This is a genomic window from Bradyrhizobium sp. Leo170 (assembly GCF_004296405.1).
Taxonomy (GTDB): domain Bacteria; phylum Pseudomonadota; class Alphaproteobacteria; order Rhizobiales; family Xanthobacteraceae; genus Bradyrhizobium.
This window is the reverse complement of sequence record NZ_PSRR01000216.1, coordinates 1-14,811: the sequence shown is the minus strand read 5'-3', so window position 1 is coordinate 14,811 and position 14,811 is coordinate 1. Positions and strand designations below refer to the sequence as shown.

The following is a 14,811-nucleotide window of genomic DNA, read 5'->3' as shown; positions in this document are numbered from 1 at the left end:
GCATCGCGATGACGCCGGCGCCAGCCGCGGCTGAAGAGAGGAATTTTCGGCGGGAAATCCTGATCGTCATGGCAAGCCTCCGTCGGCCCGGCGCCGGATGCGCCGAAATGTCGCAACAGACCTAGAAGGATTCTATGACGAAGCGATTACGGCTCCTAGCCGTCATTCCGGGGCACGCGAAGCGTGAGCCCGGAATCCATTCATCCACGTCGTTCGCGGCCCGATGGATTCCGGGCCTGCGCCTTCGGCGCATCCCGGAATGACGGGGCGTCGAGTATCCCGCCTTGGCTAAGCGGTCCCTGCCGCGCGGAATTGCGCGCTGGCGCGCTGCAGGTGTTGCGGCATGCTGATCAACAGCAGCTTGCGGTCGGTGACGGCGTTGTGGAACTGCTCGAGCGCGATGTTGAAGGCGGTCAGCGTGCCTTCCTCGATTGTGCCGTGCTCGTAGCATGCGAGCGCATCGCGCAGGATGTTGTCGGCTTCCGCCTGCATCTGGTCGAGCTCTTCCATCGAGTCGCTGTGGCGTGCGGCGGCGAGCATGTCGAGCAGCCGGTCGCGCTGCGAGGTGTTGATGCTGCGTTCGTCCTTTTTCAGGTAACCGGCAAACCAGGCGCCGGCCGAACCCATCGCGGACACCAGCATCAGTCCCCACCAGATGTAATCGCTGTAGCGGTCGAGGAAGGTCTTCTCGTCGCCATCGACGAAAGCCGCAGCCCCAGGATGCACGGGAATCGTGGCGTCCTTGTCGGTGTCCGGTGTCTCGATCCTGGCAGCCGGCGGGAAATCGTTCTTCAGCGATTGCCGGATCGAGAAGAGCTGCCGGGTGAAGATGGCGATGGTGGATTCGGAAATGCCCCTGCGCGCCACGATATGGTGCGAGAAGCTGATGGTCTTGACCTCGTCCGCAGGCCGGTCGACGCCGCCGAGCGAGCCGGCGGGGATTTGCGAGGCTTCATAGGCGGGATGGTTCTGCGCGATCGCTTCCGCCGCGTCGATGGCGAGGAAGGTCGGCGCGCCGCGGGTCGAGGCTGCGATCGCATCGGTCGTGATCTTGCTGTTGACGGGTCCGGCGGCGAGATAGGCGTCCGCTTTCTGGCTCTTGATCGCCTCGGCCGTCTCATTGGCGGAAAACTGGACGATCTCGACCTTGGCGGGGTCGACGCCATATTGCTGCAGGATCACCTTCAGGAGGTTGACGTTGGCGGGCGTGCGGCCGACGACACCGACGCGGTGGCCGGCGAGCTGCGCGATCTTGGTGATTTTTGGCGCGGCTTTCCTGCCCCTGCCTTTGCCCTGCGGCGGCACCCAGATCGCCACGACATTCTTGCGCAGCGTCGCCACCGCCTGCGCATTCCTGGGGACATCCAGATCGCCGCGGATAATGGCGAGGTCGGCCTTGCCGTCGGCCAACGCCTCGGCGCTGGCCACCGCGCCGTCGGTCTGCAGAAGACGCAGGCGGATTTGGCTGTTGCCCTGGTTGTAGGCTTGGGCCAGCGCCTGGACCACCTTGAGGTCGTCGCTGTTGGTGGGGCCGACCGCGATTCTGAGGTTCACCGGCCGCATCGCGAAGTAATAGCCGGCGGCCAGTGCGCCAATGATGGCAAGCGCGCCGGCGATCATCACGAAACTCAGCCGACGCCGCGCCGAACGCGGCGGCGAAGCTGGAGCGGCGACGAAGTCAGGCTCGGTCATCGATCGCGCAAACAGCCGTTTGAGGTTCTGGGTCATCCTGCCGACGCGTTTATCCTCCGCATTGTAACAAAATTCCGGCAGCGCCTAGGTTACAATCCCGTCATGGTTACCAGCGGCGATAGGACGCGCTTTGCGGCCGCGTCGTGAGCATGGATCCCGCTGATGGCTGCCGGTGTTAGGGTGTGAGCGAGCGAGATGGAGGTTTGCCATGGCAGGACGGTTGTCGGCGGAGGCGCGGAAATCTGCGCTGAAGGAACTATCCGCCTGGTCCGAGGTGCCGGGACGTGAGGCGATCGCCAAGACTTTCACGTTCAGGGATTTCAACGAGGCCTTCGGCTTCATGACGCGCGTCGCGCTGATCGCGGAGAAGCGCGACCATCACCCGGAATGGAGGAACGTCTACAAGACGGTCGATGTGGTGCTTGCAACCCATGACGCCGGCGGCGTCACGGCGCGCGACATCGAATTGGCCAGGGCTATGGAGGCGATCGCCAAGCAGGCTGGCTGAGAGAGGCGACTTCTCCTTGGACGATCTTGCAGGGCAGGCGGGAGGTCCCCACCTTTTGCGTCAGGGATCGCGGGACCGCTTGGCGGGCTGTGGTCCGAGGGAGCTTCTTCCGATGACATCATCCGAACACACTGTCGGTTTCGAGCCGGCCGATCGGCTGGCGCAGGACCGCGAGAGCGTGCGACGGCGTTTCTGGATCAAGCTGAAGCGGGTGGTGGCGAAACTGCCTTTCGCCGAAGACCTGCTGGCGGCCTATTATTGTGCTTTCGACAAGGAGACGCCGCGCCATGTGCAGGCGGCGCTGCTCGGCGCCATCGCCTATTTCATCCTGCCGTTCGACTTCGTGCCGGACGTGATGCCGATTCTCGGCTTCACCGATGATGCCGCGATCCTGGCGACCGCGATCCGCGTGGTCGCAAGCCACATCACGCCGGAGCACCGCGAAGCCGCCCGTGCTGCGCTGAAGCGCGGCATCGAGACGGCGGAGGAGTCGTAGATCTAGCGCTTCTCGCCCGTGCGCACCTGCGCGCGGGCGGTGTTCTCCGCTTCCCATGCCTGGAACTGCTTGAACAGCGCCTCCTTGTCGGAGTCCGTCTGCAGCTTGGCTGCGGCCGGCGATTGCTTCAGGAACTCGTCGAAGCGACTGCGCGTCACGGCTTCCACGCTGTGCTTCTCAAGCCATTGCTTGGCCGCCGGCAGCCGGGTCCAGTCGGGCAGCGGCGCGGCCAGCGAGACCTCCTTCCATTTCGGATGGAACGGCGGGTTCTGGAAGGTCGGGAATTTCGTGAAGAAAGCATCCACGAACAGCGCCAGCTTGCGCGAGCGTTCCGTGTTCGGCGCCCAGTTATAGGCCGCGAGCACGGCGGGAACGGCGATGGTGTCGACGCGCTCCTGATCCGAAATCAGGTTCGGATAGTCCTTTGAGATGAGCGTCGCCGGCAGATAGTCGTTCTGCAGCGGCTTGTCATAGTTGACGGTGACGAGGTGGAAGCGGCCATCATTGTTGAATGTGCTGACCGACTTGTAGGGCTTGCCTCCGGTCACGATCACGGCGTCGATTTCACCGGCCTTCAACTTCTCCATCGCGATGCGCTGCTCGATATAGACGAACTTCGCCTTCATCCCGAGCCGCTCGAACACCGTCAGTGCGGTGACAAAGGTGCCGCCATTGGGCAGGTCGACGCTGACGATCCTGCCCTCGAGATCCTTCAAACTCTTGATCGTCTTCGGCGCGACGACATGCATCTCTTCGTTGTAGAGCTTGGTCACATAGGCGAACTGCTTCTTGATGTCCTTCGCAAAGCCCTTCCGTTCGAGATAGTCGAGCGTGTCGGCGCGGACGATGCCGAGATCGACGCCCTGCAGGAACAGGATGTCGGCGACGCTCTGCACCGAACCGCGCCCGACGATCGGCAGTACGCGCAACTTGTTGCCGTCGTCGAGCACGGAAGCGAGGTCGGCGCCGAACTGGACGTAGGTGCCGCCGATCGTACCCGTGATCAACGTCACCGTGTTGGCGTTCAGGCTCTGCTTGGTGGCGACCGAGCCGAACTGGAAGATGGCTCTCAGGCTGTCGCTGACCTTGGCCGGGTCATATTCGGTTTCCTCGGCCCGTACTGCCGGGCCGCAAATCATCGTCAGGGCGAATAACGCCACTCCAAACAAGCGTCGCATGTGTTACCCCAAAAAGGTTCAGTCTTGCATTTGTGTGAGACGTTGCTGGGCGTGCTGCGAGCCAAGCTCGGCCGCCCGGCGGTACCAGATCCGCGCCTGAGCCGGATCGGGCGTGATCGCGCGCGCATCCTTCGTTCCCAGCACCAGGGGATCGTAGGTCCGCGCCAGCAGCAGCGCCGCGTCGGCTTCCTGCGCATCGGCGGCGCGTTCGAGCAGCAGCCGTGCGGCTGGGATATCGCCGATCGCAAGCAGGCTGTTCGCCCGCTTCATGAGGGCGCTGAGCTCGTCGGGACTGACCTGTCTTGCCTGCGGCGTAGCGGGCGGTGCCGCTTGTGGCGCTGCCGACGGCGCGGGTGGAGCGGCAGACGGTGCTGGTGGAGTGGCAGAGACAGATGGTGATGGCCCGACCACAACCTGGCCGCCCTTGATCGCCTCCTGATAGGCCGCCGTGATCTGCTCGCGCGACGGCGGAGCTGCCTTGGTTGGCGGCGGCGGTACCGGCTCGCTCACGGGTTGCGGGAGTGCTGCTATGACGGTTCGCGCATGCACCTGCGAAGTGCCCAGCAGCCACGTCTTGGCGGCGACCATGGTGTCGCGTGTGACATCAAGGGAAACCAGCAAAACAGCGGCCGCCGCAGCGGCAGCGATGAGAAGACCGCTCGTGAGCAAAGAGCGGCCAAGCGAGCGTTCAAGGGAACCTCGTTGGTATTTCGCACCGCTGTCCTCGTCGAGAGGGTATGAAAGGAACAGCGGAGCGGGTTCGTCTCTGTCGATGTCGGTATCTGCTCGATGCGACCGCTGGTAGCGATACTCTGCTAGCTCAGGATCGTCGAAATCCGCGTCATGCGCCTGCCTCGGCGTCATGCGTCCTGAAATATCCACCATGTTGACGCTTCCCGTTACACAATACGCAACGCACGGGCATCCCTGGTTGTCTCTTGCTTGTTGTCGACGTTCCCCGAGTGCCCGCTAACGGGAACTTACGCACTGCGAATGAGCCCAAAAAACGGCCCTGATCAGAGCGAATTGGGACTTATTTTGGTTTGATTAGGGCAAAAATGCCCAATTCACTGGATTAAAATTGGGCGCTTTGGGAATAAGTTCCGTATTCGGAACCCGACTCGCTCAATCTATTCACATAGGTAAGCGCATTCGAGCCACTCAGGTAAGTGCGCGCGAATCCATAAGTGGAAGCGCCGCACCTGCCCGGCGCTACAACTCAGGCGTGTGAAATCTTCTTTTTATTTTACGGCGCATGCCGTCTGTTCACGGATGCAGGATCACCTTGCCCATCGCCTTACGGCCGGCGAGCACCTTCAGTGCTTCGGCCGTTTGCGACAGCGGGAAGGTGCGGTCGACATGCGAAGAGATCTTTCCTTCGGCGGTCCACTGCACGAGCTTCTGCAGGTTCTTGCGGTTCTTTTCGGGGTTGAGCCGCGTCCATGCGCCCCAGAACACGCCGCGGATGTCGCAGCCTTTGAGCAGCGCGAGGTTCAGCGGCATCTTCGGAATGTCACCGGCGGCAAAGCCGATGACGAGAAAGCGGCCTTCCCACGCGATGGCGCGGAGCGCGGCTTCGGCGTAGGTCCCGCCGACGGGATCGAAGATGATGTCGACGCCCTTGCCGCCGGTCAGCGCCTTCAGGCCGTCTTTCAGATCTTCCTTGGCGTAGTTGAGCGTCAGCTCGGCGCCGTGCTGCTTGGCGAACTCAAGCTTCTCGTCCGAGGAAGCGCAGGCGATCACCTTCAGGCCCATCAGTCTGCCGAGCTCGCAGGCCGCAAGCCCCGTGCCGCCGGCGGCGCCCAGCACGGCCAGCGTCTCGCCCGGCTTCGGGCTTGCGCGATCTTCCAGCGCATGCAGCGCGGTTCCGTAGATGATGATGATCCCGGCGGCGCGATCGAAATCGAGATTGTCGGGAATCTTCACGATCGAATTCGCCGGCAGCGCGATCTTCTCGCGCGCGCCATTGTGGCCGCAGGAGGCAACCACGCGATCGCCGACCTTGAGGTCGGTCACTCCAGCGCCGACGCTCTCGATCACGCCGGCGACCTCCGCCGCGGGCGAGAACGGGAACGGCGGCTTGATCTGGTACTTGCCCTGGATCATCAGGATATCGAAGAAGTTCAAAGCCGCGGCCTTGATCACGATCACCGCTTCGCCCGGTCCGGCCACGGGATCGGGCACGTCAGCCAGCACGAGATCGTCGGGTTGGCAATATTGCGTGCAGAGAATGGCTTTCATGGACACACCTGATTTTCGGACGCAGAAAGGCTGCTCGCTTCATGCCGGATTTGAAGCCGGGCGACAATACAATGCGGAGGGATCAAACAATGTTTGAAAAGAGCCTGCTCGCGCACAAGCGGATCCTCGTCACCGGCGGCGGCTCCGGTCTTGGCGCCGCGATGGGACGACGCTTCGCCGAGCTCGGCGCCGAACTTGTGATCTGCGGCCGCAGGACGGAATTACTGCAGCAGACGGCGACGAGATTGCGCGACGATCTCGGCGCCAAGGTTGCGACGATCACATGCGACATCCGCGATGGCGCAGCGGTGGATGCGATGATGGACACGATCTGGCGCGAGGCGCCGATCGACGTGCTCGTCAACAACGCTGCGGCGACCTTCATCGCGCAGACCGAGCATCTCTCATTCCGCGCCGCGGACGCGATCCTGGCGCCGACGCTGCACGGCACGATGTATTGCACCCTCGCCGCGGGCAAGCGGTGGATCGAGGGCAGGCACAAAGGCGTCATCCTCTCGATCCTCTCCACCTCGACGATCACCGGGCGCGCCTTCACCGTGCCGTCGGCGATGGCGAAGTCGGCCGTGCTGGCGATGACCAAGAGCCTTGCGGTGGAATGGGGGCCGAAGGGCATCCGCGCCGTCGCGATCGCGCCGGGCGCATTCCCGACGCCGGGTGCGACCGGCCAGCTCCGGCCCGAAGGGCGCGAGGAGGGCTGGGCGTACCGCAACCCGTTGGGCCGTCCGGGCGAGCACGGCGAGCTCGCCAACCTCGCGAGTTTCCTGATCTCCGACCAGGCCAGCTATATCAATGGCGAGATGGTGGTGCAGGACGGCGGCGCGCATTTGCGCAGTTCCGGGGCCGAGGATCTCCTGCAATGGACCGACGCGCAGTGGGAACAGCAGCGCGCCTCGCGTGCCAAAAGTTAATGCGGCGGAACCGCGCGCCACTCCCCTAACTACCTTCCCAAAAAGGCCTTTTCCGGCTATTGCATCGCGCCGGGGACGACGCCGGTTGGGCCATCTTCCAGTCACAATGATAGGGGAACCAGTTGTCCGTGCGGCAAATACTGACATCTCTGGTTGCAAGCGCCCTGCTTTGCGGGACGACCTCCCTTGCCGTGGCGCAGGGCGGTTCCCCCAAAGCAGCCACCAAGGGCGCGGCGAAGTCTGCGGCCCCGGCCAAGCCGGAGGCTGCTGCGACGGCTGCCGCCGGTGGCGCCGAACCGACGCTGATCGGCCAGTTCGGCACCTGGGGCGCCTACACGGCGGCTCCGAACGGCAAGAAGGTGTGTTTTGCGCTGGCAAAACCGTCGTCGTCGAAAACCAATCCGCCGAATCGCCCGCGCGATCCGGCCTACGCCTTCGTCTCGACCCGTCCAGCGGAAAAAGTCGTCAACGAAGTCTCGATCATGATCGGCTACACGCTGAAGCCCGGCTCGGAATCGACACTCGAAGTCGGCGGCGGGTCGTATGCGATGTACACCCAGGGCGACGGGCTCTGGATCAAGAACGCCGCGGAAGAAGAGCGCATGGTCGAGGCCATGCGCAAGGCCGCGGACCTCACCGTGAAGGGCGTCTCGGCCAAGGGCACCGAGACGACGGACACATTTTCGCTCAAGGGCCTGTCGCAGGCGCTCGATCGGCTGGCGCAGGACTGCAGGCGCTAGTTCATTCGGAAACAGCGGCATTCATGCCTTTCCAGCGCCTGCTGGAAGGCCTATTTGATGTTCCATGACCGACACCCTCACCAGCCAGAGCGATCGCGCTAGCACCGCGCTCGTGGAGAAAGTTCCGCTCGAGACCTACGTGCCGCCGGCCAAGCCGTCGCTGATCGGGCTGTCGCGCGCGGAGATCACCGAGCGCCTCGGCGAGATCGGCGTGCCGGCCTCGCAACGCAAGATGCGCACCCAGCAGCTCTGGCACTGGATCTATTTCCGCGGCGCCAACAGCTTTGCCGAGATGACCAACGTCTCGAAGGACATGCGCAGCGAGCTGGAAAAGCACTTTACTGTCGACCGGCCCGAAGTGGTCGCCGAGCAGATCTCGAGCGACGGCACCCGCAAATGGCTGTTGCGGCTGCCGAGCGGCGATCGGCTCGAGAAGCCGCATGAGGTCGAATGCGTCTATATCCCCGAGACCGACCGCGGCACGCTCTGCGTCTCCTCGCAGGTCGGCTGCACGCTGAATTGCGCCTTCTGCCACACCGGCACGCAGCGCCTGGTGCGTAACCTCACCGCCGGCGAGATCGTCGGCCAGGTGATGGTGGCCCGCGATCGCCTCAATGATTGGGCCGACCGCGAGAACGGCAATCGCCTGGTCACCAACGTCGTGATGATGGGCATGGGCGAGCCGCTCTACAATTTCGATGCGGTGCGCGATGCGCTGCTCATCGTTGCGGATAATGAAGGCATCGGCATCTCCCGCCGCCGCATCACGCTGTCGACCTCGGGCGTGGTGCCGAACATCATCCGCACCGGCGAGGAGATCGGCGTCATGCTCGCGATCTCGCTGCATGCCGTGCGCGACGAGTTGCGCAACGAATTGGTGCCGCTCAACCGCAAATTTCCGATTCAAGAATTGCTGCAGGCTTGCCGCGACTATCCCGGCGCCTCCAACGCGCGGCGCATCACCTTCGAATATGTGATGCTGAAGGGCGTCAATGATTCGCTCGATGACGCCAAGCTGCTGGTGAAGCTGCTGAAGGGCATTCCGGCGAAGATCAACCTGATCCCGTTCAATCCCTGGCCGGGCACGCGTTACGAATGCTCGGACTGGGAGCAGATCGAGAAATTCTCCGAATATATCTTCAACGCCGGCTATTCCTCGCCGGTGCGTACCCCGCGCGGCCGCGACATCCTCGCCGCCTGCGGCCAGTTGAAATCGGAGACGGAGAAACTCTCCGCCCGCGAGCGCCAGGCGCTGCGCGCGATGGCGATGACGGATTGATGATTTTGTGGGCATGCAGTCCGTCATTGCGAGCCACCGGGTCGGCGCGAATGCGCCGCCCGATGACAGGCTCCGCGAAGCAATCCATTCCTCCGCTTGCTGAGACATGGATTGCTTCGTCGCTTGCGCTCCTCGCAATGACGGCGCAATAGCATGGCACTGATCGGCCGCGTCTTCCTGATCCTGTTCGCCTTCCTGGCCTCCTGCCTGGTGGCGGGAATGATCATCGTCGTGGCGGTGCTTTATCCCGAATTCAGCGATATCGGCACCGGTCAGATCGATCAGAACGCCATCAACATCGTGCTCGGCTTCGGCTTCATCTTCATTTCCGGATTCGCGCTGTTGCCGGCGCTGATCGTGGTGCTGATCACGGAAGCCTTCAATGTCCGGGGCGCGCTGACCTATGCGATCGGCGGCGCGATCGTCGGGGCCGGCTGCTATCTTGGCCTGGTTCCGTTCGACCCCGATACGTTCCAGTTCGAGGGCATCGTGCATCGCCATCTCGAGATCATGACCGGCGCCGGCATCGTCGCGGGTCTGGTGTACTGGCTGATTGCGGGCCGCACCGCCGGCGCCTGGCGCGAGCCGCCGCGCAAATTGCCGCCGCCCCCGCCACTGCCGTCACAATCCCGGCCGCAGCCGTGAGATTTGTCCCTGTCGTTCCGGGGCGGCTCAAAGAGCCGAACCCGGAATCTCGAGATTCCGGGTTCGATGCTTCGTATCGTCCCGGAATGACGACGGCAAAGGGTTTCAATACCCCATCGCCTCGGCTAAACCGCGCGCCATGAACCGGACCGGACTTTTCATCGCGCTGGGGCTTGCGGTCGTGATCGGGCTATTGTTCGGGATCTTTCCCGAACTCGACCTGAAGCTCGGCGCGCTGTTCTACGATGCCGCGCAAAAAACCTTTCCGTTGAAGCTGAACGCCGTCGCGTCATTTGCGCGCGATGCGGCGATGTGGATTGCCTGGGGATTCGCGCTGCCCGCGATCGCTGCGTTCGTCGTCAAAATGATCAGGCCCGACCGGCCGATGCTGATCTCGGGCCGCGCCGCGACGTTTCTCCTGGTGACGCTGCTGCTCTCCGCCGGCATCCTCACCAACTTCACTTTCAAGACCTATTGGGGCCGGCCGCGACCGGTGGCGGTGACCGAGTTCGCCGGCGACAAGAGCTTCGTGCCGTGGTGGGATCCGCGTGGCACCTGCGGCCGTAACTGCTCGTTCTTCTCCGGCGAGGGTGCGACCGCGTTCTGGACCTATGCGCCGGCAGCGCTGGCGCCGCCGCAATGGCGCGTCGTGGCGTTTGGGGCGGCGACCGTGTTCGGCATCGCCACCAGCGCGCTGCGGATGGCCTTCGGCGGCCACTTCTTCACCGATGTCGCGATTGCCGGCATCGTGACCTACCTGGTGATCTGGCTCGCCTATGCCATGATCTACCGCTGGCCGTCGACGCGGCTAACGGATGCCCAGGTCGACGCCGCACTGACCCGGTTCGCTCGGCGGTGGCGCCGGCGCGAAACGGACCCCAGGCCGTCGGCTTCATAAAGGCCAGTCGCCAATAATCGCGTGCCCACCAGCGTGAAATTTGATATTCGCGCAACTTAACAGCAAACGACTTTACGACCGATTGGACGCTCCATGAGTACGATCTTGAAAAGCCTGCCCAAGGGCGAAAAAGTCGGCATCGCTTTCTCGGGCGGTCTCGACACCAGCGCAGCGCTATTGTGGATGAAGCAGAAAGGCGCCCGCGTCTTTGCCTACACCGCGAACCTGGGCCAGCCCGACGAGTCCGACTACAACGAGATTCCGCGCAAGGCCATGGAGTTCGGCGCCGAGAAAGCCCGCCTCGTGGATTGCCGCACGCAATTGGTCCACGAAGGCATTGCCGCCATCCAATCCGGCGCCTTCCACATCTCGACCGGCGGCGCCACCTATTTCAACACGACGCCGCTCGGTCGCGCCGTGACTGGCACCATGCTGGTCTCGGCCATGAAGGAGGACGGTGTCAACATTTGGGGTGATGGCTCCACCTTCAAGGGCAACGATATCGAGCGGTTCTATCGCTACGGCCTGCTGACCAATTCGAACCTGAAGATCTACAAGCCCTGGCTCGACCAGCAGTTCATCGACGAGCTCGGCGGCCGCGCGGAAATGTCGGTGTTCATGACCGCGCAAGGGTTCGCCTACAAGATGAGCGCCGAGAAGGCGTATTCGACCGACAGCAATCTCCTCGGTGCAACCCACGAGGCCAAGGATCTCGAGAGCCTGCAAAGCGGCATCAAGATCGTCAATCCGATCATGGGCGTGCCGTTCTGGCGCGACGATTATGTCGTCAGGGCCGAGCAGGTCACCGTGCGTTTTGAGGAAGGCCAGCCCGTCGCGCTGAACGGCCAGACTTTCCCCGATCCCGTCGCGCTGTTCCTCGAGGCCAACGCCATCGGCGGTCGGCATGGTCTTGGCATGAGCGACCAGATCGAGAACCGGATCATCGAGGCAAAGAGCCGCGGCATCTACGAGGCTCCCGGCATGGCTCTGCTGCACATCGCCTACGAGCGCCTGATTACCGGCATCCACAACGAAGACACCATCGAGCAATACCGGATCAACGGCCTGCGCCTTGGCCGGCTGCTCTACCAGGGACGGTGGTTCGATTCCCAAGCCCTCATGTTGCGCGAAACCGCCCAGCGTTGGGTGGCTCGCGCCATCACCGGCGAGGTGACGCTCGAGCTGCGCCGCGGCAACGACTACTCGATCCTGAACACCGAGAGCCCGAACCTGAGCTATCAGCCGGAGCGGCTGAGCATGGAGAAGGTGGAGGATGCGGCGTTCACGCCGGCGGACCGCATCGGCCAGCTCACAATGCGCAATCTCGACATCACCGATACCCGCGCCAAGCTGGATCTCTACGCAGAGACAGGCCTGCTGTCACTCGGCGAAGGCTCCAACATCCTCAGGCTCGATAGCGACAAGAGCTGAGGCGCGTGAGCGCAGTAGCCTTGTAGCCCGGATTACGCGGAGCCTGTCATCGGGCGCGCGTTCGCGCGACCCGTTGGCTCCATCGGGCTACGGACTGCGACGATCCATCGCCGGCTCCCAGGCTCGATGTGTAATGGACGCGTCATTCGGCGCGGCTAGTCTTGTCGCCTGCGCGCCCGTGACCTTCCGAATTGCAACCGTCCGGCGCGGGCGAACAATTGTGGGGCACAAATCATGATCAAGCCATTTGCCGGTGCCGCTCTCCTCGTCCTGTTATCGGGATCGCCAACGCTCGCGCAGGCGATCTATCCGATCGACCGCGCCGACATCCTCGCCGGCGCTCATTTCGACTTCAAGGTCGAGTTTCCCGATCGCGTCGATCCGGCGAACGTGAAAGTCACGGTGAACGGCGCGGATTATTCCGCGGCGTTCGGTCAGGCCGGCACCTTCGTGGAGCGCGAAGATGGCAAGGAACAGTCGGCCCTGATCGTTCGCGACGTCGCATTGACCAAGCCTGGAAGCGTGAAGGTGGAAGTCAGCGACGGCGCGCGCAGCCGCACGGTCGTGTGGTCAGTTTACGATACCAGACCGCGCAAGGCCAAGAATGTGATCCTGTTCATCGGCGATGGATTGTCGCCGGCGCATCGGGTTGCGGCGCGTATGCTCTCGAAGGGAATTGCGGAAGGCAAAAGCCTCGGCAAGCTTGCTATCGACGACATGCCGCATATGGCGCTGGTTGCGACTGCGGGCTCCGATTCGATCATCACCGATTCGGCGAATGCGGCCAGTGCCTACGCCACGGGCCATAAGACCGCCGTCAACGCGTTGGGCGTCTACGCCGATCGCTCCATAAGCCCGTTCGATGATCCCAAGGTCGAAACCATCACCAGCGTCGCGAAGCGGCGGCTTGGCCTGGGCATCGGGATCGTCACCAATACCGAAGTCGAGGATGCCACGCCGGCGGCAATGGTCGCGCATACCCGCCGCCGCGCCGCCTATGATGAAATCGTCGCGCAGCTCTTTGCGGCAAAGCCCGACATCCTGATGGGAGGTGGCAGCGCGAATTTCCTGCCGCAAGCAGCGGCCGGGAAGCGCAAGGACGACATCGATTACATCGCACGCTTTCGCGATGCCGGCTATCAGGTGGTGACGACAAAGTCCGAGCTTGATGCTTCGGCTGCAAAACCTGACACGAGCAAGCTGCTGGGACTGTTTGCCTCCGGCAATATGGATGGCGTCCTGGACCGCAAGTTCCTCAAAGGCGGCAGCGTCGGCAAGTTTCCCGAACAGCCCGACCTGACCGAGCAGGTGCAGGCTGCGCTGAAACTGCTCTCGAAGAACGATGCCGGCTTCTTCCTGATGGTGGAATCGGGGCTGATCGACAAATACGCTCACCTCCTGGACATGGAGCGCGCGGTCTACGACACGATCATGCTCGACAATGCCGTTCGTTTTGCGCGCGATTGGGCGCAGGCCCGCGGCGATGACACTTTGATCCTGGTGGTGGCGGACCACAACCATCCCAACAGTCTTGTCGGCACCATCAATGACGACATGACCAAGACGCCCAACGTCCCGTTCCGCGAACGCGTCGGCGTTTATGACAAGGCGGGATTCCCCAACTATCCGGCTGCCGATGCCGAAGGCTATCCCTCGCGGGTCGATGTCAGCCGGCGGCTCGCGATTTTCTCGGCCAGCCTGCCCGACCATTACGAAACCTTCCGCCCGAAGCTGGACAACCCGAATGATCCGACCGCGAAGGGCGATGAGCCTGGGACGTTCAAAGCCAACGACAAATACAAGGACGTTCCGGGCGCAGTGCTGCGTCCTGGCAATCTGCCGGCGATGATCGGCGCCAGCGTGCATTCGGGAGAGGACGTCATCCTGACCGCAACCGGTCCCGGCAGCGAACGCGTTCATGGTTCGATGGACAACACGGACGTTTTCCGTGTCATCGCCGATGCGCTGGGACTAGCGGCACCGGCGCCGTAGCGTCGCGAGCTCTTGTAGGGTGGGAAAAGACAGCGTGCCCACCGTCAACACTCCGCTCGGAATGGTGGGCACGCTACGCTTTGCCCACCCTACGATTCCGTCGATCTATTTCACGCGTAGCGCGTCCAACAGCGAGCGGAAGGCGCGGGCATACTCCGCGCCGGTCTTGGCGATGTCATCGCCGCTTGAGCTGGCAACCGCGGCTTCCGTCACCGCGCCGAGCAACAGCCGCGCCAAGGGCTCGACCGGCTGCCGCGCGATCAGGCCGGCGTCCATCGCCGCTTTCAGGCCGCGTGGAAACTTGCCGCCGAAATGCCTGGCATCGATCTCGCGCCAGCGCTCCCAGCCGAGCACGGCCGGGCCGTCGCGCAGGATGATCTGTCCGGTCGCGCCTTTCGAGCAGGCTGCGAAATAGCCCTCTGTACCTGCTGCCATTGCGGCGAGCGGGTCGTTCTCCGCGCGTGAGATTCGGTCGAGGTCGGCTACGAGCTCAAGCGAGACCTGCTCGAACACTGCTTCGAACAGCGCCTCCTTGGTCGGGAAGTGATGATAGACCGCGCCCTTTGCGACGCGCGCGGCGCCGGCGATATCGTCCATTGTCGTCGCCGCAAAGCCGCGCTCGCCGAAAGTCCGTTTCGCCGCCTTGACGATCGCCGCCCTGGTCCTCTCGCGCCGTTCCGCCTGCGTTGCCATGCGTGTCCAGAGCATCCTGCACCGGGCCAACAGCGAACTCGGCTTTACCTCGCCCCGCGTGCGGGGAGAGGTCGAAATTCAAGCGCAGC

The 14,811-nt window shown here is 63.3% G+C and carries 14 protein-coding genes; 9 read left to right on the top strand and 5 right to left on the bottom strand.

Annotation, left to right across the window (positions count from 1 at the left end; translation table 11 throughout):
• Positions 1–288 precede the first annotated feature (288 nt).
• A complete protein-coding gene (locus CWO89_RS28925; protein WP_165421383.1) occupies positions 289–1,728 on the bottom strand; it encodes a TAXI family TRAP transporter solute-binding subunit in 1,440 nt (479 codons plus the stop codon).
• A 172-nt stretch (positions 1,729–1,900) separates the two neighbouring features.
• On the opposite strand from CWO89_RS28925, the gene CWO89_RS28920 reads away from it, so the two are divergent.
• Positions 1,901–2,200 carry a 4a-hydroxytetrahydrobiopterin dehydratase gene (locus CWO89_RS28920; RefSeq protein ID WP_130581997.1) on the top strand — a complete coding sequence of 100 codons (300 nt, stop codon included), beginning with the start codon at positions 1,901–1,903 and terminating at the stop codon, positions 2,198–2,200.
• A 112-nt stretch (positions 2,201–2,312) separates the two neighbouring features.
• The gene (locus CWO89_RS28915) at positions 2,313–2,696 is read left to right on the top strand and encodes a YkvA family protein (protein ID WP_130581996.1); all 384 of its coding nucleotides are present in this window, start codon (positions 2,313–2,315) and stop codon (positions 2,694–2,696) included.
• 2 nt (positions 2,697–2,698) lie between these two features.
• Here CWO89_RS28915 and CWO89_RS28910 read toward each other — a convergent pair whose 3' ends face one another.
• The 3 genes from CWO89_RS28910 to CWO89_RS28900 form a co-directional block, all read right to left on the bottom strand.
• A complete protein-coding gene (locus tag CWO89_RS28910) occupies positions 2,699–3,874 on the bottom strand; it encodes a TAXI family TRAP transporter solute-binding subunit (protein WP_130581995.1) in 1,176 nt (391 codons plus the stop codon).
• Positions 3,875–3,892: 18 nt separating this feature from the next.
• On the bottom strand, positions 3,893–4,759 hold the full coding sequence (locus tag CWO89_RS28905) for a hypothetical protein (protein ID WP_245476627.1): 867 nt from the start codon (positions 4,757–4,759) through the stop codon (positions 3,893–3,895).
• 381 nt (positions 4,760–5,140) lie between these two features.
• On the bottom strand, positions 5,141–6,115 hold the full coding sequence (locus CWO89_RS28900) for an NADPH:quinone oxidoreductase family protein (RefSeq protein WP_130581994.1): 975 nt from the start codon (positions 6,113–6,115) through the stop codon (positions 5,141–5,143).
• A gap of 89 nt (positions 6,116–6,204) precedes the next feature.
• On the opposite strand from CWO89_RS28900, the gene CWO89_RS28895 reads away from it, so the two are divergent.
• The 7 genes from CWO89_RS28895 (at position 6,205) to CWO89_RS28865 (ending at position 14,029) form a co-directional block, all read left to right on the top strand.
• Complete coding sequence (locus CWO89_RS28895; RefSeq protein ID WP_130581993.1) at positions 6,205–7,044, top strand: SDR family oxidoreductase; 840 nt, start codon at positions 6,205–6,207, stop codon at positions 7,042–7,044.
• Positions 7,045–7,166: 122 nt separating this feature from the next.
• Positions 7,167–7,784, top strand: a complete 618-nt coding sequence (locus CWO89_RS28890; RefSeq protein WP_130581992.1) for an invasion associated locus B family protein — start codon at positions 7,167–7,169, stop codon at positions 7,782–7,784.
• A 64-nt stretch (positions 7,785–7,848) separates the two neighbouring features.
• Positions 7,849–9,063, top strand: a complete 1,215-nt coding sequence (gene rlmN, locus CWO89_RS28885) for a dual-specificity RNA methyltransferase RlmN (RefSeq protein WP_130581991.1) — start codon at positions 7,849–7,851, stop codon at positions 9,061–9,063.
• 153 nt (positions 9,064–9,216) lie between these two features.
• Positions 9,217–9,708 (top strand): hypothetical protein, encoded by a 492-nt coding sequence (locus CWO89_RS28880; RefSeq protein WP_130581990.1) that lies wholly within the window; start codon positions 9,217–9,219, stop codon positions 9,706–9,708.
• Positions 9,709–9,847: 139 nt separating this feature from the next.
• Entirely contained in the window at positions 9,848–10,606 is a 759-nt protein-coding gene (locus CWO89_RS28875) for a phosphatase PAP2 family protein (RefSeq protein ID WP_130581989.1), read from the top strand.
• A 93-nt stretch (positions 10,607–10,699) separates the two neighbouring features.
• Entirely contained in the window at positions 10,700–12,037 is a 1,338-nt protein-coding gene (argG, locus tag CWO89_RS28870) for an argininosuccinate synthase (protein ID WP_130581988.1), read from the top strand.
• Between the two features lie 234 nt (positions 12,038–12,271).
• Complete coding sequence (locus tag CWO89_RS28865; RefSeq protein WP_130581987.1) at positions 12,272–14,029, top strand: alkaline phosphatase; 1,758 nt, start codon at positions 12,272–12,274, stop codon at positions 14,027–14,029.
• Positions 14,030–14,134: 105 nt separating this feature from the next.
• On the opposite strand, the gene CWO89_RS28860 is transcribed toward CWO89_RS28865, so the two are convergent.
• Positions 14,135–14,722, bottom strand: coding sequence for a TetR/AcrR family transcriptional regulator (locus CWO89_RS28860; protein WP_130581986.1), 588 nt, complete (start codon positions 14,720–14,722; stop codon positions 14,135–14,137).
• Between the last annotated feature and the right edge of the window lie 89 nt (positions 14,723–14,811).